The organism is Rhizobium sp. SRI_017 (assembly GCF_057586295.1).
Window position 1 is genome coordinate 308080 of record NZ_JBYCZP010000001.1, and the last position, 21286, is coordinate 329365.

Sequence of the window (21286 nt, forward strand, 5' to 3'; positions counted from 1 at the left end):
TCGAGCTTACTCGCCGTAGCCGACGATGCTCTTGATCTCGAGGAAGTCGTGGATGCCGAAATCGGCATATTCGCGGCCATTGCCCGACTGCTTGTAGCCACCGAAGGACGAGAACGTATCCCAATCCGGGTAGTTCAGGTTGACCGTGCCGGCACGCATCCGGGCCGCGACCTTGCGGGCGTGGTTGATGTCGGTCGACTGAATATAGGCAGCAAGGCCGTAGACAGTGTCATTGGCGATCTCGACGGCTTCGTCTTCGTCCTCATAGGAAATGACCGACAGAACCGGTCCGAAGATTTCCTCGCGGGCAACAGTCATGTTGGGCGTGACATGACCGAACACGGTCGGACGGATGAAATAGCCCCTGTTGAGATTTTCCGGACGTCCGGTGCCACCGGTCACCAGCGTCGCGCCTTCATCGATGCCGGCCTGGATCAGGCGCTGGATCTTGTCATATTGCAGCTGGCTGACTACAGGGCCAAGATCGGTGCCTTCGGCCTTGGGGTCGCCGGTCGTGAAAGCTTCGGCCGCCTTCTTTGCATAGCCGAGCGCCTCGTCATGGCGATCCTTCGGCACCAGCATGCGGGTCGGCGCGTCGCAGGACTGGCCAGTGTTGCCGAAGCAGCCCTGCACGCCTTGCGTCACCGCACTCTCGAAATCCGCATCCGGCAGGATGATGTTGGCCGACTTTCCGCCAAGCTCCTGCGCGACGCGCTTGACCGTATCGGCCGCGGTCTTGGCGACGATGATACCGGCGCGGGTCGAACCGGTGAAGGAGACCATATCGACATCGGGATGGCCGGCCATGACCTGGCCGACATCCGGGCCGGTGCCGTTGACCAGGTTGAACACGCCCTTGGGCACGCCGGCTTCGTGCATGACTTCGGCCCAGACGATGCCGGAGATCGGCGCGATTTCGGAGGGCTTGAGGACGACGGTGCAGCCCGCGGCGAGCGCTGGCGCAACCTTGCAGACGATCTGGTTGAGTGGCCAATTCCAGGGCGTGATCAGCGCGCAGACACCGATCGGCTCCTTGACGACCATGGTGGTGCCGCGGTGCTCGGTAAAGACATAATCCTCGAGCGCCTTGATGGTCGATTCCATGTGTGCGCGGCCGGCCCAGGCCTGCGCGTCGCGGGCGAACTGAATCGGCGCACCCATCTCGTCGGACACGGCCTGCGCGATGTCCTCGAAGCGGGCGTTGTAGACGTCGAGGATGCGCTTGAGCAGCGCCACGCGATCGGCATGCGAGACCAGCGAGAAGGTCTTGAACGCCTCCTTGGCGGCCGCGACGGCCTTGTCGACGTCAGCCTTCGTGCCGACAGAGATCTTGGTATAGGCCTCTTCGGTCGCAGGGTTGATCACATCGAGCGTCGCCGGCGTCACCGGATCGACCCAGGCGCCATCGATGTAGAATTTCAGGTGGTTGCTCATCACGGTCTCCTCAGCATGACATGTCGTTCTTATCTCTGGCGCCTCGGCCAGGCTTATCTTTCGGCGGCATCGAGCATCCGGTACCAGGCGATCGTTGCGGCAACGCCGATCTGCCGGAAGGCATGGAAGGGGATGGGCCGGATTGGGGTTACCGGAAAAGGTAGCCGTTTCCTATCACCCGTTTCAAGAAAATCCACCAGGGGCTCAGCGATGGCTGTCATCATGGCAACCCCGCGGCCCTGGCAGCCGACGACGGTAACCAGTCCCTCCTCGGGCACATGGATATGCGGCAGTCCATCTGATGTCATAGCGACCCGGCCGAACCAGCGCGTCTCGATCGGCAGGCCGTCGAGCGCGGGGAAAATGCGGCTGAGACCGTTCTCGAGATGCGCCCAGTCCTCGGCGCTGCGCGGCAGGCCCATGCGTCCGCGACCGCCGAGCACCAGGCGACCATCCGGGCTCTTGCGGTAGTAGATGATGATACGGCGCGAATCCGACACGGCCTGCCCGCCGGGCAGGATCTCGTGCTGCGCGTTCTCCGGCATGACAGCCGTGGCGACCTGGAAGGAATGAAGCGGCACCAGCGTTCGGGCAAGGCCGGGCACCAGGTCGTCGGTATAGGCATTGGTGGCGAGGATCACCTTGCCCGCATCGATTTCCGAACCCTTTTCCGTCGTGGCCCGCCAGCGACCGTCCGCTTTCCCAAGCTTCACACAGCGGACATTCTCGGAAATCAGCGCGCCGGCCTCCTCGGCAATACGCGCCAGTTCCATGACGAAAGCGTAGGGCTGGACGAGCCCAGCCCGCTTGTCATGAAAGCCTCCGAGATAGTTGGACGTCCCTATCATCCTGCCGATGACGACCGAATCGAGCAGCTCGACATTGGCGCCCCGCGCCGCCCATTGCCGGTGGCGTTCGGCAGCCGCATTCAAAGCCGTCTCGGTATGGCAGGCCTGGATCCAGCCGCTCTTCTCGTGCGGCACGTCGAGCCGTTCGTCGGCGATCGTCCGGAAGAGAACGTCAGCTGTTGCCTCCGCGAAGGTATTGAGCCGCGCTCCCTGATCCTCGCCGAAATGCGAGAGGATCTTTTCCGGATCATATTTCAGGCCGGGGATCACCTGCCCGCCGTTGAGGCCCGACGCGCCTTCGCCCAGCCGGCGCGCGTCGATGACCCGAACCGAAAGCCCCCTGCGGGCAGCGATCCGAGCCGCATTGAGGCCAAGGAAACCACCGCCAATGATCAACAGGTCGCATCGCGCGCGCGGAGGGATCGGTGCATCCGCCGCCACACGGCGGACTCCTTGCGCCCAGAGCGGCGCTTCGAAGCCAGTGAGGGTCATCCGGACACCAGTTGGCCTTCCAGCGCGCGTGGCAGCTGATCAGCGGGGATATGACAGCGCACGACGTGGCCTGCGCCAACGTCATTGAGAGGGGGCTGGGTTTCCTCGCAGATCTTGCCGATCTTGCGGACGCAGCGGGTGTGGAAGACGCAACCCGAGGGCGGATTCATCGCGCTCGGGATCTCCCCGTTCAGCTTCACCCGCTCCTGATGCGTGCCATCCACCGACGGAACCGACGATAGAAGTGCCTCAGTATAGGGATGATGCGGCCCGGAGAACACATCCTCGGCACGCCCGACTTCCATCAACCGACCAAGATAGAGCACGGCGATGCGGTCGGAGAGATAACGCACCACGCCGAGGTCGTGGGAGATGAAGACGTAGGAGACCTTCTGGGTGTTTTGCAGTTCGACCAGCAGATTGAGGATCGCGGCCTGCACCGAGACGTCGAGCGCAGAGGTCGGCTCGTCGAGCACGACCACCCGCGGATCGCCCGAGAAAGCGCGCGCGATCGCGACACGCTGCTTCAGACCGCCAGAAAGGTTGCGCGGCCTGAGGTCGAGATAGCGGTCGGAGAGACGCACCGCCCTTGTGAGTTCGACAATGCGGGACGATCGCGCAGCTCCTGCCAGTCCCGTCAGCAGGCCGATGGTCCGGCCGATCATCCGCCGCACCGTATGCGAGCGGTTGAGCGCCGAATCCGGGTTCTGGAAAACGATCTGCAGGGCTTTCACTTCGGCTTGAGAGCGGCTCTTGAGCAGTGGCTCGACATCCTTGCCGTCGAGCCGGATCGTGCCGCCCTCGTCGGCCGGCACGATGCCAAGCACGGCCCGCGCCAGCGTCGTCTTGCCGGAACCGGACTCGCCGACGATACCGAGCGTCTCACCCTCCATGACATCGATCGTCACGTCGTTCAGCGCTCTGAAGGTGGCCGTGCCGCGGCCGAAGGTCTTGGAGACATCGGTCAGTTCGAGGATGCGTCGACTGGATACAGCACTTGCTTCGATCTCGGCATTCTCGCTGCCATAAGTCAGCGTCGAGGCCCGATCGTGATAGTGACAGCGGCTGAAATGACCCTCACCGACATTATAGGCCAGAGGATCCTCGCGCCGACAGCGTTCATCGGCGAGCGGACAGCGCTCGGCGAAGACACAACCGGCAACATCGGCACCCGCCGTCGGCAGGAAACCGGGGATCGTGACGAGCGGCGCCACGGCCTTGGAGCGACCGCGTTGCGGAAGACAGCGCAACAGGCCGACCGTGTAGGGATGGCGGGGGTTGCGGAAAATCTCAGACGTCTTGCCCTGCTCCACCAGCCGGCCGGCATAGAGCACGCCGACCCGGTCGCACATCTTGGCGATGACGCCGAGATTGTGGCTGATGAAGAGGATCGAGGTGTCGAACTCCTTGCGGAGCTGGACGATAAGGTCGAGCACATCGGCCTCGACCGTTGCGTCGAGACCCGTGGTCGGCTCGTCGAGGACCAAGAGCGACGGCTCGCTCGCCAGCGCCATGGCGATGGCCACGCGCTGCTGCATGCCGCCCGAGAGCTGGTGCGGATAGCGCTCCGTGACGCTCGCCGGATCGGCGATACGCACCTTCTTGAGGATGTCAACCGCGCGTTGGCGCCATTCGACCTTTGGCAAGCCGAGCAGTTCGAACACTTCTTCGACCTGCCGTCCGACGCGGATCGACGGATTCAGCGCCTTGCCGGGATCCTGATAGACCATGGCGACGGACTTGCGGCGAAGTTCGCGCAGCCGCTGATTGTCGAAGCCAAGCATGTCTTCGCCGTTGATCAGCACGCGCCCACGCGGCACGGAGCCGTTGCGCGGCAGATAACGCAACACGGCATAGGCGGCCGTCGACTTGCCACAGCCGGACTCGCCGACAAGGCCGTAGCATTCACCGCGGCCGATCTCGAGATTGATGCCGCGCAACACTTTCCGGCCGCGACCGCGAACGCGATACTCGACGTCGAGATCTTCGAGCTTGAGGGTGGGGATCGTGTCAGTCATCGAGCGCCCCCTGGATGCCGTCGGCCATCAGGTTTACCCCGATGACGAGCGAGGCGATGGCGAAGCTGTCGAACAGCACCGTCCACCAGTAGCCGCCGCCGATCAGGCCGTAATTCTGCGAGATCGACAGTCCCCAGTCCGGCGAGGGCGGCTGGATGCCGAAGCCGATGAAGGAGAGCGTCGCCACGGCGAAGATCGAATAGCCGAGTCGCACAGTGCTTTCGACGAGGATCGGCCCGACGACATTGGGCAGGATCTCGACGAACATGATGTAGAGCCGATTCTCGCGGCGGAGCTCGGCGGCGGCGACGTAATCAAGATCACGCTCTGCGAGCACGCTCGCCCGCACCGTCCTGGCAATGATCGGCGCGAAGCTGAAGCCGATCACGAAGAGCACCGTGATGGTCGACGTCCCGAGTGCGGTCAGAGCCAGCAGGGCGACGATGACGGTTGGCAGCGCCAGGACGGCATCGACGAGCCGGCTCAGAACCTCGTCGATCACGCCGCCGAAATAACCCATGGTGAGGCCGAGCGCCGTTCCCAAGATGGTACTGAGGATCGTCGCGAGCGGCGCGATCGTCAGGATGTCGCGCGCGCCGGCGATGACGCGCGAGAAAACGTCGCGGCCGAGCTGATCTGTGCCGAACCAGTGGGCGGCCGAAGGCGGCTGGAGCGCATTCATCATCTCATCCGCAAACGGATCATAGGGTATGAGTCCGCGCCCGAAGATTGCGCAAAAGACCCAGAAGACCACGATGAAGAGGCCGATGAGGAAGGTCCAGGAGCGGAAGATCAGGCCGAGATTGTGCTTGAGATCGTCCCAGACCGGATGCGCCCGTTTTTCCTCGGTCGATGCGGTGGCGGTACTGGAATTCATGCCTTGCCTCCGAAGCGGATCCGGGGGTTCAGCATGGCCTGCAGAACGTCGGCGGCCAGGGTCGATACCATGAAAAGCGCGCCGACAACCATCACGCCCGCCTGAAGCATGGGGAAATCCTTCTTGTTGGCGGCGGTGTAGATCAGACTGCCGATGCCTTGGTAGCGAAACAGGATTTCGATTACGACGAGGCCACCGATCAGGTAGACCGTCTGGGTGGCGATGACGGATATGGTCGGCAGCAGCGCGTTGCGCAGCACGTGGCGCCAGATGACCTGCGGATAGGTCAGCCCCTTCAGGATCGCGGTGCGCGTATATTCGCTGTCGAGCGCCTCGATCGTGCCTGATCGGGCCATGCGGGCGATATAGCCAAACAGGACAAAGACAAGCGGCATGGCGGGCAGAATCAGATGATAGACCTGGGTGAAGAAGCCGGCATTGCGTGGCCAGGTCGCCGAGATCGGAAACCACCGGAGCCAGACGCCGAAGATCAGGATCAGCACGATGCCGGACACGAATTCCGGCACGACGGTGGCTGAGAGCCCCGAGACCGAAATGGTCCGATCCACTGCCGTCCCTCGATAGAGCGCCGCGATCACGCCGCCGAGAATGCCGAGCGGGACGACGATAAGGAACACGACGGCAGCGAGCTTGGCGGAATTGACGGCCGCTGTGCCGAGGAACTTCGAAACCGGCGCGCGATAGGCGTAGGACTTGCCAAGATCGCCCTGGGCGAGATTGCCAATCCACGTGCCGTATTGCACGAGCAGCGGCCGATCGGTGCCCATTTCATGATTGAGGAGATCGACAGCCTTCTGGTCGGCAAAGGGGCCGAGCATGGCGCGTCCGACATTGCCCGGCAGCATGCGCCCGCCGGCGAAGACCAGAATGCTCAGCAGCCAGAGCGTGAGCAGCGACAGAAGCAAGCGCTTCAGCACATAGTAGAAAATCGTCCCGTCCCCCGGCTTCCCGACTGGTGGAAACCGCCCCGGCGGATAAGGCCGGGGCGAAGGCGATCATTGCGTCCAGGCAGGCTTACGCGAGCTTGGCGTCTTTGAGGAACAGATGGCTCATCGCCGTCACCTCGGCACCCGTTACACCCTTCTTCGCGGCCGACATGAAGTCGTAGAAGTAGGTGAAGAGCAGCGGGGTCTCGTCGAGCAGCAGCGTCTGGATTTTGCCCGCGGCAGCTTTCTGCGCGTCGAGATCGAGCGCGCCGATGAAGTTCGCCACCAGCCCGTCATAGTCCTTGTTCTTGAAGCGGGCCGAATTCCAGGTGCCGTCGCTCTTGAGAGGAGCGGTGAGGTAGACGTTGGGCACGCCGCGATGACCGTAGTCGGTGATCCCGAGGTCGGAGTCGAGCCAGGGCGAATTGCCCGGCACGGCGTCGGCGTAATAGGCGCCCTGGTCCATGACGTTGAGGTTGATCGTGACACCGATCTCCTTGACGGCGTTCTGGATGATCACGGCATAGTCAGGGATTTCCAGGTATTTTTCCGTCGTCAGCGTCACCTCGAAACCATTGGCCATGCCGGCGGCGGCCATCAGTTCCTTGGCCTTGGCGATGTCCTTGACGCGCTGCGGCACCGATGTGTCCGTATAGGGATAGGCCGAGCCGAACGGGCTGTCATTGCCGATCTGCGCCTTGCCTTTCATCAGGCCCTGCACGATGGCGGGACGGTCGAGGCAGAGCGCGATGGCCTGGCGAACGCGCTTGTCCTTGAAGACGTCGGCCGTCGTGTTCATGTGCACCTGCTGGTGCGCCAGCGACGGCGTCGACATCATATCCACGTTCGGGTCGTTGAGGATGCCGGCCGCCTGCAGGATCGGAACCTGCTGGATGAAGTCGATCTGACCGCCCTGAAGCGCGAGGATCTGCGGCTGATAGTCGTCGTAATAGGAAATCTCGACGCGATCCGGCAACACCTTGCCGCCCCAATATTCCTCGTTGCGCACGAAGCTCGCGCCGACCTTCGGCTGGTAGCTTTCCAGCTTGAACGGACCGGTACCGATCATCTTGCTTTCGAAATCGCCATCGTAATTGGCGGGAATGATAATGGCATTGTAGTTGTCGGTCGACAGCGTGTAGGGGAAGCCGCCGTTCGGTGCATCGAGCGTGAATTCGACGGTGTAGTCGTCGATCAGCTTGGTGCCGCCCTTGGAGAGCACGCCCTTCAGTGCCGACAGTGCGTTGGAGCCATTGGCCGGATCGGCGATGCGCTCGATCGAAGCGACGACGTCCTTGGCGGTCATTTCGCCGCCGTCATGGAACTTCACGCCCTTGCGGATCTTGAAGGTCCAAACCGAACCATCGGCATTCGGCGCCCAGCTCTCGGCGAGCAGCGGCCGTGCGACGAGGTCCTTGCCCGAGAGCACCAGCGTTTCACCGACCTGGCTGATGGTGGTGATACCGCCGCCGTCGGCGAGCTTGACGGGCTCGATCGCCGCGGCCGGCACGATCTGGCCGACGCGAATGGTGCCACCCGGCGTTTGGGCTAGCGCCCGGCCGGAAATTGCTGTGTTCAGACCCACGGCGCCGGTCAGAGCGCCCATATAGGGCAGCGACAGGCCGAGGACCGAGCCGAAACGCAGGAATTCGCGGCGGCTGACACGGCCCGCGACGAGGCCGTCAATGAGATGATTTTCGTGTTCGCTACGGCCTTTGCGCAGCATGTCGAGCAGCTTGAAGTTGATGGTCATGGTTCCCTCTGTTTTTTGGTGCAGGCTTGCCGGCAGTCTTCTTATGTATAGATTTATTATGACACATATTGAGCCGCCATTCCGGCGCTCCTGTCAAGCGGAAAGGGCTCGGCCCGTGGCACACCAATCCTGTTGAGCGATCGTATAGCTGACTTTTGCGCGCGTCAAATGCTCAGCGCGAACTGCGTCGGCCGGAGTTCCAGCCAACGCGATCAGCCGCAGCATCTCTTGGCCGCATTCAGTCCGGAAGCACGCCCCGCATCCGGCGGCTGAAATAGCGGTAGAAATCCAGCACATTGCCCTCGAAGTCCTCGGGCGCCAAAGGGCCGCGCGCATAGGATTTCGCAGCGAAACCGCGCATCAGGCCGACAAGGACAGTCTTGTCCTCGGCCATCGTGTCGTTGAACAGCACGACCGCCTTGTCGACTTCGGCCTCGGCCCAGCCGTCTCCATAGAAGATCAGACCGAGCTTGGCCCGGACGCGATCGGTGGTCTCGGGCTGGATGCAGATGAAGGAAGAATAGTCGCCGCCGCAGCCGGAAACGAGGCCGGGCGGGATGGCGAACATCACGCAATTGTCAGCCTCGGTGTTCGTCAGATCGGGGTGGCCCTTCTGCGATCGCGGCAGATCGGGCGAGTAGCCGGCATTGTAGCCGAAATAGGCATCACCCGCCGGGAAGTGTGAACAGAGACGCGTCGGATTGACCGGATGCAGCGTCGTCTTGTGGAGCGGCGAGAGGTGATAGGCCTCCATGAAATTCTCGATCAGGCATTTCCAATTGGTGTGCCAGATCTCGTCTGCGAGATAGCGGAGCTTCATCTGCTCCATGTGATAGTTGCCGACACGCGCCTTGAGCGGTTCGAGCCTTGGCGCGAGCGGTTCCGGATTCGCCGCGAGCGTGGTGAAGATGAAGCCGCACCACTCCTCGACCGGGAATTCCGGCAACCGGCAGTTCGCCGTGTCGAAGCTGCCATGCGCTTCCATGCGCGGTGCGCCCGCCAGCCTTCCGTCGAGTTCGTAGGACCAGTGATGATAGGGACAGACGAGGCGCTTGCCGCGGCCCTTGCCTTCGACAAGGATCGCGCCGCGATGGCGACAGACATTGGAGAAGACGCGGATCTTGTGATCCTCGCCCCTGACAGCCACGAGCGGTTCGTCGCAAAGTGTAAAGGCCATGCTATCGCCGGGCGCAGCGACCTCCTCTGCCCGGCCAATGCAGATCCACTCCTTGCCGAAGAGATGTTCCTTCTCCAGTGCGAGAATCGCCGGGTCGGCATAATAGGATGCCGGCATGGACCAGGCATTTTGGTAATCGGCGTTCTCCGCACCTTTCAGTGCGGCATCCAGTCCCTCCGTCCTAATCATGCACGTCCCCTTTGTTGTTTTGATCAGGCTGCGCGGCCGTAGAATCCCATCTGCTCTTCCTTCGTGAAGGTCACGCCCGGCCGTTCGTAATAGGAATAGACGGCGATAAGTCGCTCGCGCTGGCCCTTGACCGGGGTTACGCGGTGCATCGTGTTCTTGCCTTTGAAGACATTGAGCGAGCCGGGCTTGAGCGCCAGCGTCCGGACCTCAGGGTCCTCGCCGCGCAGCACTTTGACCACGCCGTCATAATTCGGGTCGGTATCGCTCCTGAGATTGGAGCGATACTGGAACTCGCCTCCCTGGTCCGGCTTTTGGAACAGGATGGTGGTGGTGAATTCCGACCGGTCGAAATGCCAGTTCAGCGCCTCGCCCTCGCGATAGCCCATGACATTCACCCGGGCGAGCGAGTCGCGCATGGTGAAGAGCGCTTCCTTCTCCATGCAGGCCGCAAGGAAGACGGCGAAATGTGGCCATTCGTAGATCCATACCGGCACACTGTTGGCGATCTGGTCCGCGCATACCGTGTGACTGATCGTCTCGACCGTGGCGAGCGCGGGATGGTTCGCAGGAAGCTCGGGCACCTCTTTTCGGAAATAGACATTGTGGGCGCGGCGGTGGACGAAGGACAGCGTATCGAGCACCGGCTTGACCTCTGCTATCGTGCGCTCGACGGCGACCGGGCGGACGAAACCCTCGAGGTCGAACATGCCTTCCGTGGCGAGATCGGCGCGGCACTTTTCCACGAGCGCCGTCCAGGCGTCGGAGCCCGGCTCATGCAGGGGATAACGGTCGAGGTCGAGTAGGTCGCGCATGGCAGTCTCCATTGATCATTGCCAATATCCTGCCCTCGTTTCAGCTTTACTCAATGCGCAAAATTCTTATTCTGACCTAGAAAATCTGAGGCAGAAATGAAGCATCCGCTCCCGCCGCTAAACGCCCTCCGGGCCTTCGAGTCGGCCGCCCGCCAGGGCAGCTATGTCGGGGCGGCCGAGGAACTCGGCGTCTCCCCCGCCGCGGTCAGCCAGCAGGTCAGGAATCTCGAGGATTTTCTCGGAAAGCGGCTGTTCCGCCGCTACAACAATCGCATCGCGCTGACCGATGCCGGCCAGACGATCTTTTCCGGCGCATCCGATGCACTGCAATCGATTTCCGCACTCACCGAACAGGTGGTCTCTGGCCGCGCGCGGTCCCGGCTGGTGATCAGTTCGGTGCCCTCAATGGCGGAGCGCTGGATCGCGCCGCAGCTCGGCGCTTACAGAAAGCGGGCGCCGAACATGCGGTTCGAACTCCGGTCGGAGGAAGACCTCGTCGACTTTACGCGCCACGAAATCGATCTCCGGCTCTCCTATGGGCTCAACCATTATCCCGATCTCGTGTCGGTGCCGCTGATGCAGGACGAGGTGGTGCCGGTGTGCAGTCCCGATTATGCCGAGCGCCATCCCGAGGCGCTGCAGATCGGCATGTCCGCGGTACCCGACGATGACCTTATCCACACCAACTGGGGTCCGTCCTTCGTATCGCATCCGACCTGGCAGCGCTGGTACGCAGCCGTGGGAGACCGCCAACCCGACGAAGCCCGCGGCTATCGCGTCGGTTCGTCGAGCCTGGCGCTCGATCTTGCCGTGAGAGGCGTTGGCATCGCGCTCGGCCAGCGACATATGGGTGCGGACGATCTTGCGGCGGACCGGCTGATCGTTCTCGACGAGCGTCCGCTCGCACTTGGCCATCCTTATTGCCTCGTCTACCCGCCGGCAAAGGCGCGCAAGGCCGGCCTGATCGACCTTGTCAATTGGCTCAGGTCCGTTCCCACGGAAACCGGTCCAGCCGTTCCGGGCCGGTCTCGGTAATCAGCACCTGTGTCTCAAGCTTGATGCTTTCGCATCCGGCTTCCGAGACCAGGCTCTCGACACAGACCACCATGCCTGTCTCGAATCGGCCGCCATGATTGTGCTCGAAATCTGGATGCAACAGCACGATCGGCCATTCGTCGGCCATGCCGACGCCGTGTACCGCAAGCGAATAGCGGTGAAGCTGATAGCGTTCGGGAATGCGCCATGACTTTTCGTTGAACTCGCGGAAATCGAGGCCGTCGCGCAACAAGGCGAGGTTATGCTCCACCTGATCGACGGCGGCGGCATAGTGCTCCGCCTGCTTCGGCGTCATCCTGGTGTAGCCGCAGGTCCACGAGCGCGAGAGATCCGCACAATAGCCATAGGGGCCGATCATGTCGGTGTCGAAGGCGATCATCTCGCCCTCGCGACAGGGCCGGTCCGAACATTCGGCATACCAGGGATTGGTGTTCGGCCCGCAGGTGAGGATCTTGGTCTCCAGCCAGTCGCCGCCCGAGCGGGCATTCTCGAAATGGAGATGCGCCCAGAGCTCCTGCTCGGTGACACGAGGCACGGAATGCTCGTAGATCCGCGCCATGCCGGCCTCGCAGACGCGGATCGTCCAGCGCATCAGTTCGATCTCGTCGGCCGATTTGATCGATCGCGCCATCTCCGTCATCGGCGTGCCATCGACGACCTCGACGCCCAGCCGTTCCAGCGCCCGCACGCCTTCGACATCGAGCCTGTCGACTGCGATACGACGATTGCCATGTCCGTGCTGGCGCATCAGGTCGTCGATCTCGGCCGCCCAGCGCGCTGCCTGCTCCAGCCCCTTGTCGCCTGCCATCACGAAGATCCAGGAGGTCGCCGGTTTCGCGGAGTCGATCGCCTTGAGATGTTTCGAATGATGCTCGGCGCCCTTGTAGTCGAAGAGCAGCGCCGGCCCCTCGGCGAAGATCAGCGCATAGCGGACCGGATTGTGCAGCGACCAGACCTGCATGTTAGGGGCGTCGAGCGCATAGCGAATATTGACGGGATCATAGAGGAGCGCCACCGCGCAATCGGTCTCGATCAACCCCTTTCGGATGCGCGAGAGGCGGTAGGCGCGGGCGCGCTCCAGCACGTCCGGCGCCAGCGGGCTTTTCAACGGCCGGTCCGCACCTTCCGAATTGAGGAAGGTGCGCTTGCGCTCATCCTTGAAGATGGAAGGAGACTGCTGATCCATGCCTGCCGCCTCCCCCGCTTCGCCCAATCAGACATGCCGTTCGGTGTAGGACTTGATCTTGTCGTAGAGATCCTTGTCGATCGTCAGGCCGCCCTTGAGGTTCTTCTTGATATTCTCCTGCCGGCGTGAATTCGGCAAGCGCGCCCCGGGCTGCGATGTGATCGAAGCCATCAGCCGTTCGATCTGCTTTTCGAACAGGCCGCCGGAGAAGATCTTCGGGTCGAGCGCAATAAAGAACTGGCCGTTGCCGACTGGTAGGCCGTCGCTCTCCATCATCGAGCCCATCTCCTGCCCGCGATTGGCGCCGGCCACCGCCGCGCACATCGTCTCGACGATCAGGCCCATCCCGAAACCCTTGTAGCCGCCCGCCGGGGCCATCGAGCCCCTGAGGCCCTCTTCCGCATCCGTGGTCGGCTGGCCCTGCCGGTCGATCGCCCAGCCAAGAGGGATCGCCTGATGCTCCTCCGCCGCCCGCTTCACCGCCGTCCAGGCGACTTGGCTCGAGGATTGGTCGATGACAAAGGCGATGCGGCCTTTGCGGCCCGGCACTGCAAAGGACATCGGATTGGTGCCGATGACAGGCTTGGACCCGCCGACCGGCGCGATCGCCGGCGTCGAATTGGTGAAGCCGAAGGCCACCAGCCCCTGCTGGGCAACGAACCCCGTGTGATAGCCTAGCGTCGCGGCATTGTAGGAGTTGTGCACGGCCATGGCCGCGATGCCATATTCCTGCGCCGCCGGAATGAGATGCGAAAATCCCTTCTCGATTGCTGGATGAGCGAAGCCATTCTTGGCGTCGACGCGGAAGGAAACATTGGTCATCCGCTTGACGACAGGCGTCGCCTTGCCGTCGACCTTTCCGGTCTGGACATGTTCGCAATAATACTGAAGCCAGTGGAAGCCATGGCCTTCGAGCCCGGACAGTTCGGTGTCGAGGATCGCATCGGCGAAGTAGCGGGCATTGCGCGCCACCGTGCCCGCGCCCACCAGTGCATCGAAGATCAGGTCGGAGGCCTGGTCAGCGGTGAGTTTGACGGTCTTGGTCATAGGCGGTCCTTTTTATGTCTATACGTTTTGAGAAGGATTACTCCTGCCCCAGCCGTCTTAACAAGTGGGCGGGACTCTTTAACCCCTCACCAAGTTCGTCCAACCAATCGCCTTCGGCTCTTGGGGACTTCCTATCCTCTCCCGCAAGGGGAGAGGTAGGGTGCCACGATCTCGGCCTCACTTGCGGCACGGCCGGCGGCTGCGAGTCTACCTCTCCCCTTGCGGGAGAGGATACGAAGGCCGGGTGAGCAATGCGAACCCTTGGCCGAAGTTGGTGAGGGGTTCAAAGCCATTTCAAGACAATTCACCGCTTCCGAAACCCATCCCCATAGGACGCATTCTTCGCGCCCGGAAACGACCCCTCCGTGAGAAACCGTTCATGGCATCGTTTCAGCGCGACCGGATCGAGCGTCACACCCAGCCCCGGCCCATCCGGCACCTTCACAACGCCATTCTTCATAACAAACGGCCCGCCCTCGATCACGTCATCCGCATACCAGCGGAACAGCGTCTGGCTTGCCTCGCGGATATGCTCGATCGCCGCCGTCAGGTGGAGGTAGGCGGCGCTCGCGATCCCTGTCTCGCCGGAATGAAAACGAAAGCCGACATTGAAAGCCTGGCAGGCGCGGATGAAATCCACCGTCCGGCGGATGCCGCCATGCTCGTTGATATTGGTGACTATTGTGTCGGGCGCGCGCAGCGCCACCGCCTTGGGCAGATCGACGGCATGCGCCGAGAAGCCAACCGTGGAATGTCGGCGAAGCTCGGCCATCTCCTCGTAGGTTTCGACCGGCTCCTCGAACCACTGGATGTCGAAGGGTTCGAGTTTTCGCAGGACCTCGCGCGCCGTCGGCACCGTCCATCCGCCATTGGCATCGAGTCGCAGCGGCCGGTCGCCGATGGCCGCGCGGATTTCACGGACCATGGTCAGTTCCTCGTCGAGGCCGACCGTGCCCATCTTGCCCTCGAAAATATCGGAACCGTGCTGCTCGATCATCCGGGCGCAATAGCGCGCGACCTCGACCGGCGAGGATTCGCCCGGATCGCGCGGGCCGGGGAAACGGTAGCTGAAATATTCGCTATGCGGGATTTCGGTCCTGACCGCCCCGCCAAGCAGCAGGTAAAGCGGCACGCCCTCTGTCTTGCCGCGCGCATCCCACATCGCCATCTCGATGCCGCCGAAGACGCGGCGTGCGGCAAGCACATTGCCCCAAGGGGTATAGCGCATCCCCGGCACGAGCCTGCGTTCGGCCTTGGCGATGTCGCGGATATCTAGCCCGATGAGCTTGGCCCCCGCGGCCAGCACGTCCGCCGCCCGGTCGCCATCGGCGCATTCGCCAAGGCCGATCACACCATCGTCGCTTTCAAGCTCGATCACCGTCTTGGTGAGCGAAGCGATCGAGCCGTAGGAGAAGCGATAGGGCGCGGTGAAGGGAATGTTGACAGGGGTGGCGCGGATGGCGGCGATTTTCACAGGCGAGACCCCTCAGGCATAGGCGCCTCGGCGCAGTCCCTCGAGCCAGCGGCGGCACATCTCCATGCCGTCCTCGGGCCGGAACGCATCCGGGTTGAGGCACCAGGCAAGCCACAGGCCGTCCATCAGAGCGGTGAAGGCCTTGGCGGTGAGCCGGATGTCGGCGACCTTGAAGCCCTCGTCTTGGGCGAGGTTCTCGATCAGCCCTTCGACGGCACCGACATAGTCACCGTATTCCTGCTTCTGAGAGGAACTCATCCGCGGCGAATGGAGGATGAGGCCCCAGAACACCACCCAGACGCTCAGCATCTCGCGATCCATCAGGAGGGGCGAGAACGAGGCCGTGATGAAGGCTTCGAGGCGCGCCTGCGGCGTCGGCTTTGCCTCTTCGACGGATTTGAGGATTTCCTGCAGCAGGCCCTCGGACATCAGGTCGAAGGCATAGGCGACAAGCTCGTTGATCTCGCCGAAATGATGGGTGATCAGACCCTGGGTCACGCCGGCCTCGGCGGCAATCTGACGAACCGACACGCCGGCATTGCCGTGACGGCGGATGCAGCGCAGTGCTGCTTCACCCAATTGCCGCTTGCGATCCTCGGGGGCTTCGCGATGGAATCGCGCCCGGGGTTTCAGTTTCTGCTTCGTCGATGACACGGGCTATCGCTCTGTTGCGAAACGGGAATTTCCGGTAATGATTAGCCTTTAAGCCCGGTTGGTGCAACCCTGTGTATTTCATGGCTTTATGCGCTTGCTATACGATCTTATAATTTCTCTTGCGTAGCGGGATTTCCGGGTCTATCCTGCATTCTAGGCCACCCCTATCACGACCGCCAGGGATCTCCGCATGAACATGATGACCAAGCCCGAAAGCCGGCCGGAAAGCAGATATGACATTCTTTTCGAGCCGATTGCGATCGGCCCCGTCACGGCACCAAACCGCTTCTACCAGGTGCCGCATGCCTCCGGCATGACCAACGCCCTTCCCCGCATCCGCGCCAAGTTCCGCGAGACCAAGGCCGAAGGCGGCTGGGGCGTGATCTGCACCGGCGCGTGTTCCATCGATCTGTCGTCGGACGATTCCCCGCTGCCGATGGCGACGATGTGGGACGACAACGACATCAAGTCGCATGCGATGATGACGGAGGCCGTACATCGTCACGGTGCGCTGGCCGGTGTCGAGCTCTGGCATGGCGGCGCCTCGGTGATGAACCGCACCACGCGCGTCGCGCCGCTGTCGCCCTCTGGCATTCCCTGGATGGCGACGCATGTCGGTTTCATGGGCAATCTGCGGCCCAAGACCATGGACAAGCAGGACATCAAGGACGTGCTGCGCTGGCAGGCGGAAGGCGCCCGCAAGGCCCGCACCGCCGGCTTCGACATCGTCTATGTCTATGCCGGCATGGGCTATCTCGGCTATGAATTCCTGCTGCCCGAATACAATCACCGCATCGACGAATATGGCGGGTCGATCGAGAACCGCGTGCGCTTCGTGCGCGAGATGATCGAAGTGACCAAGGATGCCGTTGGCAAGGATTGCGGGGTGGCGCTGCGCATCTCGCTCGAGGAGCTGCGCGCCAAGATCGGCAAGAACCATCCTTCCGAGGCGCATGAGGTGATCGAGCTTCTATCCGACATCCCCGACCTCTTCGACGTGAAGATGGATTCGTCCCCGACGGACTGTTCCGCCTCCCGCTTCACCGGCGAGGGCAGCCATGAGCCGGTGATCGATTTCGTCAAGAAGCTTACAACGAAGCCGGTGGTCGGCGTCGGCCGCTTCACCTCGCCCGATGCGATGGTCAGCCAGATCAAGCGCGGCGTGCTGGATTTCATCGGCGGTGCCCGGCCCTCGATCGCCGATCCCTTCCTGCCGAACAAGATCAGGGAAAACAGGATCGAGGAGATTCGCGAATGCATCGGCTGCAATATCTGCATTTCGAGCTGGCATGACGGCGTGCCTGTTCGATGCACCCAGAACCCGACCATCGGAGAAGAGTGGCGGCGCGGCTGGCACCCGGAAAATCCCGGCAAGGCCGAGGTCGCCGAACGCGTGCTGGTGATCGGCGGCGGGCCGGCAGGCCTGGAAGCCGCGCTCACGCTTGGCCGGCGTGGTCATCACGTCACGCTGGCCGACAAGGCGAGCGCATTCGGTGGTCGCCTGACCTTCGAGAAAACCCTGCCCGGGCTCTCAGCCTGGAACCGCGTCGTCGACTATCGCCTTGGCCGGCTTCAGCAGATGACCAATGTCGAGATGTATCTCGAGAGCGAACTCGGCGTGGACGAGATCGTGGATCTCGCGCCGGACCATGTGCTTGTTGCCACCGGCGCGCGCTGGACCAACTTCCTCTATTCCTCGATGGAAATCCCTGTCGGCCAACTCGAGCACAGCCGCGTCTTCACGCCCGACGACATTGCTGCGGGCCGTCTGCCCGAAGGCTCGACGCTCGTCTTCGATTTCGACAACTACTATATGGGCGGGGTCATCACAGAGCATCTGGCCGCGAAGGGCGTGCCCGTCACCTACGTCACCCCGGCAGGCCAAGCGTCCGCATGGACGATCATGACGAACGAGCTACCTCTGGTGGCCCGTGCGCTGACGAAGCGCAACGTGCCCGTCCGGACGCTGGAGATGGTTTCGGCGTTCGACGGAGAAACGGTTGCGCTCGCGAATGTTTTCACCGGCGAAAAGACCGAGCTCCGGTGTCGCAACGTCCTCATCACCGGCCTGCGCCTACCGCGTACCAAGCTCTTCGACGCGATGACCGCGCGGCGCGCCGATCTCGAAGCCGCGGGCATCAGGAGCTTCGACCTCGTTGGCGACGCGCTGGCGCCCGGGGCGCTTGCGCATGCGGTCCATTCCGGCCATCGTGCGGCGCAGGAACTTGGGCTTGGGCCGCAGCCCTTCCGCCGCGACGCGCCGATCGTCGAGTTCGAGCCGTCCTATTCGTCGGAGAAGGGACTCCTCTAAGAACGAAACGAAGGTGAGCCTATGGCATCGGAAGCCCCGTCCATCTCTCCGTGGTCAATCGCCTCGCCGCTGGCCGGGGGGGCAATCCATGCCATGGGCTCGGGGCTGTTCCATACGCTGATCCCGCTCCGCCTTGTGGCGGAGGGTTACGGCCCGAACACGATCGGCCTCGTGATTGGCGCCGAGGGCGCGGGCTTTCTTATCGGCTGCATCGGTTCGACGCGGCTGATCCGGTCGGTCGGCGAAGTCAGGGCCTATGCCGCACTGTCCGCCATCTCCGCCGTGCTGATCATGGCCTGGGGCTTCTCGCCGCATCTCGCGATCCTGATGGCGATCCAGGCGGCGATCGGCTTTGCCAATGCCGGCCAGGCCGTGGTGATCGAGAGCTGGATGAATGCGATGGTATCAAATGCCAATCGCGGGCGTGTTCTGACGCTCTACGTGCTGGTCATCGGCCTGTTCTACGGCCTCGGCCAGTTGCTCGCGACCAACATCGATCCGGGCGGCTTGCCGCTTCTGATGATCGCCGCCGGCCTCTATACGATCGCACTGGTGCCGGTGACCGCCGTCTGGGTCGGCGAGCCGCAGCTCCATGTGGACGTCGGCATTCGTATCTTCCGGGCATTCCGCACCTCCCCCACAGGCGCCCTGGCTTGCCTGCTGACGGGTCTGATTTCCTCTACCTTCGCCTCGATCGGCCCGCTTTACGGCCTCGATCTCGGCTTCGGCCAGGGCCAGATCGTCATCATGATGGCGGCAACGCAGCTTGGCGCCCTCTTCCTGCAGTTCCCGCTCGGTTATCTCTCCGACCGGCTCGACCGGCGTGCCATGATGCTCTGGCTGTCGCTGGTATTGGCAGCCCTCTGCGCCGCGATGGTCTTCCTTCATGCCGGTCTGCCGTTCTGGATCTTCATCGTCGCCTTCTCGCTGTTCGGCGGGCTGACGGAGATCTTCTATCCATTGGGCGTCGCGCATGCCAACGACAAGGCTGATCCACAGGAATTCGTGACACTGTCATCCAACCTGCTGCTGATCTGGGCCTTCGGCGGCACGGTCGGCCCTGCGGCGATCACCCTCGGCGTCGAGCCCTTCGGTGCCGAGATCTTCTTCTACTATGCCATCACGCTGTCCGTGCTCTTCGCCGGCTTCGCGCTCTGGCGCCGTTATCGACAGCCCAAATCGAAATCACGCGAGCAGTTCGTCGCCTATCCCCAGACCTCACCACAGGTCTACGAATGGGCGCCACATACGCCGGCGGGCGATAGCGGCAATCCACCAAACCCCAATCCCGAGGAGAAGACGCCATGACCAGACAGGCAGGAGGCCGGCGCGAGCGGCGGACGACGGGCGGGGTGCGGCAGATGCGGTTCGGGGCGGCCGAGAACCGCTACCCGCCGATGAATATCCTGAGCGGCGACGAGATCGAATCGATCCATCACGCCTCGCTCAGGCTGCTCTCCGAGACCGGCATGGAGGTGCTGCATGACGAGAGCCGCAGGCTGCTCAAGGCGGCCGGCGCCGATATCGACGAGAGCAATCTCCGTGTCCGCTTCGATCCCGCCATGATCGAGGAAAAGATCCGGACCGCGCCGTCGAGCTTCACGCTCCAGGCGCGCAATCCCGCCAGGAACCTCAAGGTCGGCGACGGCAGCCTGATCTTTGCGGCGACCGGCGGACCGGCTTTCGTCTCCGACCTCGACCGCGGGAGACGTGCCGGCAACTATGCCGACATGGTCGACTACATCAAGGTCGTCCAGAGCCTCAACGTCATCCACCAGGAAGGCGGCTGCCCCTGCGAGCCGACCGACCTGCCGCCGGGTTCGCGCCATCTCGATTTCTACGACGCCGCCATCCGCTACACCGACAAGAACTGGCAATGCTGGGCGCTCGGCGGCTACCGCGTCGAGGATGCGATCGAAATGCTCGCCATCACGCTCGGCCAGAGCCGCGACGAACTGCGCAAGAATCCCGCGACGCTCACCATCGTCAATTCCAATTCGCCGCTCAGGCTCGATATCCCCATGGGCGAAGGCCTCTGCGCCATGGCCCGCGCCGGCCAGCCGGTGGCGATGACCCCGTTCACGCTCTCCGGTGCGATGAGCCCGGTCACCATCGCCGGCGCGTTGACCCAGCAGAATGCCGAGGCTTTGGCGCTGATCGCGCTCAGCCAGATCGTCGCGCCGGGCGCCCCGGTCCTCTATGGCGGTTTCACCTCGAATGTCGACATGCGCACCGGCGCACCGGCCTTCGGCACGCCGGAATATGCCAAGGCTCAGTTCGCCTCGGGCCAGCTCGCACGGCGCTACAACATACCCTTCCGCTCATCCAACGTGACGGCCTCAAACGCGGTCGATGTGCAAGCGGCCTACGAGAGCGGCATGTCTCTGTGGTCAACCATCCTCGGCGGCGTCAACCTGATCGAACATGCCGCGGGCTGGCTCGAAGGCGGTCTCACTGCCTCGTTCGAGAAGCTGATCCTTGACGCCGAGATGCTGCAGATGATGCGCAGCTTCCTCGAACCGCTGGTGGTCGATGAGGCCAGCCGCGCCGTTGATGCGATCCAGGATGTCGGCCCGGGCGGCCATTTCTTCGGTACCCAGCACACCCTGCTGCGCTTCGAGACCGCGTTCTACGAGCCGATGCTGTCGGATTGGCGCAATTTCGAGAACTGGTCGGAAGGTGGCGCCAAGAGCGGCACTGAGAGGGCCAATGCGATCTGGAAGGAACTGCTCAGGACCTACGCGGCGCCGCCGCTGGATGCGGCGATCTCCGAGGAGCTCGAGGCTTATGTGGCGCGGCGCAAGGAACAGATCGGGACGGGAAAGCTGGACGCAGCTTAGCGGTTGTCCAGGCTCGTTGGATCTTGAACGCGCTTCTGCGGTAACTTCGACCGGGATGATCGGCGAGGTCGGGATTTCCACATCCCGTTTACATGGCTGAAATGGCCGACAAAAGCAGAACACTCCCGAAAAATACCCGCAATGCTCAGCAAATGGCGCTAATATGGCGAA

16 protein-coding genes are annotated in these 21286 nt (G+C 62.9%); 4 read left to right on the forward strand and 12 right to left on the reverse strand.

Annotated elements, in window-relative coordinates; all coding sequences use genetic code 11:
• Window positions 1–6: 6 nt before the first annotated feature.
• From AC2YI2_RS01580 to AC2YI2_RS01615, 8 genes are all read right to left on the reverse strand, one after another.
• Window positions 7–1434 (reverse strand): aldehyde dehydrogenase family protein, encoded by a 1428-nt coding sequence (locus AC2YI2_RS01580; protein WP_487384661.1) that lies wholly within the window; start codon window positions 1432–1434, stop codon window positions 7–9.
• A gap of 53 nt (window positions 1435–1487) precedes the next feature.
• Window positions 1488–2774 carry an NAD(P)/FAD-dependent oxidoreductase gene (locus AC2YI2_RS01585; protein ID WP_487384662.1) on the reverse strand — a complete coding sequence of 429 codons (1287 nt, stop codon included), beginning with the start codon at window positions 2772–2774 and terminating at the stop codon, window positions 1488–1490.
• Window positions 2771–4792, reverse strand: a complete 2022-nt coding sequence (locus AC2YI2_RS01590) for an ABC transporter ATP-binding protein (protein ID WP_487384663.1) — start codon at window positions 4790–4792, stop codon at window positions 2771–2773. The genes AC2YI2_RS01585 and AC2YI2_RS01590 overlap by 4 nt, the downstream gene beginning before the upstream one ends.
• A complete protein-coding gene (locus AC2YI2_RS01595; RefSeq protein ID WP_487384664.1) occupies window positions 4785–5669 on the reverse strand; it encodes an ABC transporter permease in 885 nt (294 codons plus the stop codon). The genes AC2YI2_RS01590 and AC2YI2_RS01595 overlap by 8 nt, the downstream gene beginning before the upstream one ends.
• Window positions 5666–6607 carry an ABC transporter permease gene (locus AC2YI2_RS01600; RefSeq protein ID WP_487384665.1) on the reverse strand — a complete coding sequence of 314 codons (942 nt, stop codon included), beginning with the start codon at window positions 6605–6607 and terminating at the stop codon, window positions 5666–5668. The genes AC2YI2_RS01595 and AC2YI2_RS01600 overlap by 4 nt, the downstream gene beginning before the upstream one ends.
• A gap of 97 nt (window positions 6608–6704) precedes the next feature.
• Window positions 6705–8369 carry an ABC transporter substrate-binding protein gene (locus tag AC2YI2_RS01605; protein WP_487384666.1) on the reverse strand — a complete coding sequence of 555 codons (1665 nt, stop codon included), beginning with the start codon at window positions 8367–8369 and terminating at the stop codon, window positions 6705–6707.
• Window positions 8370–8607: 238 nt separating this feature from the next.
• A complete protein-coding gene (locus AC2YI2_RS01610) occupies window positions 8608–9735 on the reverse strand; it encodes an aromatic ring-hydroxylating oxygenase subunit alpha (protein WP_487384667.1) in 1128 nt (375 codons plus the stop codon).
• Between the two features lie 23 nt (window positions 9736–9758).
• Window positions 9759–10547 carry a 2OG-Fe(II) oxygenase family protein gene (locus AC2YI2_RS01615; RefSeq protein WP_487384668.1) on the reverse strand — a complete coding sequence of 263 codons (789 nt, stop codon included), beginning with the start codon at window positions 10545–10547 and terminating at the stop codon, window positions 9759–9761.
• A 96-nt stretch (window positions 10548–10643) separates the two neighbouring features.
• Between AC2YI2_RS01615 and AC2YI2_RS01620 the strand changes: the two genes are divergently transcribed.
• Window positions 10644–11582: a LysR substrate-binding domain-containing protein gene (locus AC2YI2_RS01620; protein ID WP_487384669.1), complete on the forward strand. Its 939-nt coding sequence runs from the start codon at window positions 10644–10646 to the stop codon at window positions 11580–11582.
• On the opposite strand, the gene AC2YI2_RS01625 is transcribed toward AC2YI2_RS01620, so the two are convergent.
• From AC2YI2_RS01625 to AC2YI2_RS01640, 4 genes are all read right to left on the reverse strand, one after another.
• Window positions 11530–12789, reverse strand: a complete 1260-nt coding sequence (locus AC2YI2_RS01625) for a M24 family metallopeptidase (protein WP_487384670.1) — start codon at window positions 12787–12789, stop codon at window positions 11530–11532. The genes AC2YI2_RS01620 and AC2YI2_RS01625 overlap by 53 nt on opposite strands.
• Before the next feature lie 27 nt (window positions 12790–12816).
• Entirely contained in the window at window positions 12817–13836 is a 1020-nt protein-coding gene (locus AC2YI2_RS01630) for an Ldh family oxidoreductase (RefSeq protein ID WP_487384671.1), read from the reverse strand.
• A 304-nt stretch (window positions 13837–14140) separates the two neighbouring features.
• The gene (locus AC2YI2_RS01635; RefSeq protein WP_487384672.1) at window positions 14141–15310 is read right to left on the reverse strand and encodes a mandelate racemase/muconate lactonizing enzyme family protein; all 1170 of its coding nucleotides are present in this window, start codon (window positions 15308–15310) and stop codon (window positions 14141–14143) included.
• Window positions 15311–15322: 12 nt separating this feature from the next.
• Complete coding sequence (locus AC2YI2_RS01640; protein WP_487384673.1) at window positions 15323–15964, reverse strand: TetR/AcrR family transcriptional regulator; 642 nt, start codon at window positions 15962–15964, stop codon at window positions 15323–15325.
• Between the two features lie 190 nt (window positions 15965–16154).
• Between AC2YI2_RS01640 and AC2YI2_RS01645 the strand changes: the two genes are divergently transcribed.
• From AC2YI2_RS01645 to AC2YI2_RS01655, 3 genes are read left to right on the forward strand one after another with little or no spacing between them, the layout of a single operon-like run.
• Complete coding sequence (locus AC2YI2_RS01645) at window positions 16155–18275, forward strand: oxidoreductase (protein ID WP_487384674.1); 2121 nt, start codon at window positions 16155–16157, stop codon at window positions 18273–18275.
• 21 nt (window positions 18276–18296) lie between these two features.
• Window positions 18297–19583: an MFS transporter gene (locus tag AC2YI2_RS01650; protein WP_487384675.1), complete on the forward strand. Its 1287-nt coding sequence runs from the start codon at window positions 18297–18299 to the stop codon at window positions 19581–19583.
• Window positions 19580–21115, forward strand: a complete 1536-nt coding sequence (locus tag AC2YI2_RS01655) for a trimethylamine methyltransferase family protein (RefSeq protein ID WP_487384676.1) — start codon at window positions 19580–19582, stop codon at window positions 21113–21115. Before AC2YI2_RS01650 ends, AC2YI2_RS01655 begins: the two co-directional genes overlap by 4 nt.
• Window positions 21116–21286 lie beyond the last annotated feature (171 nt).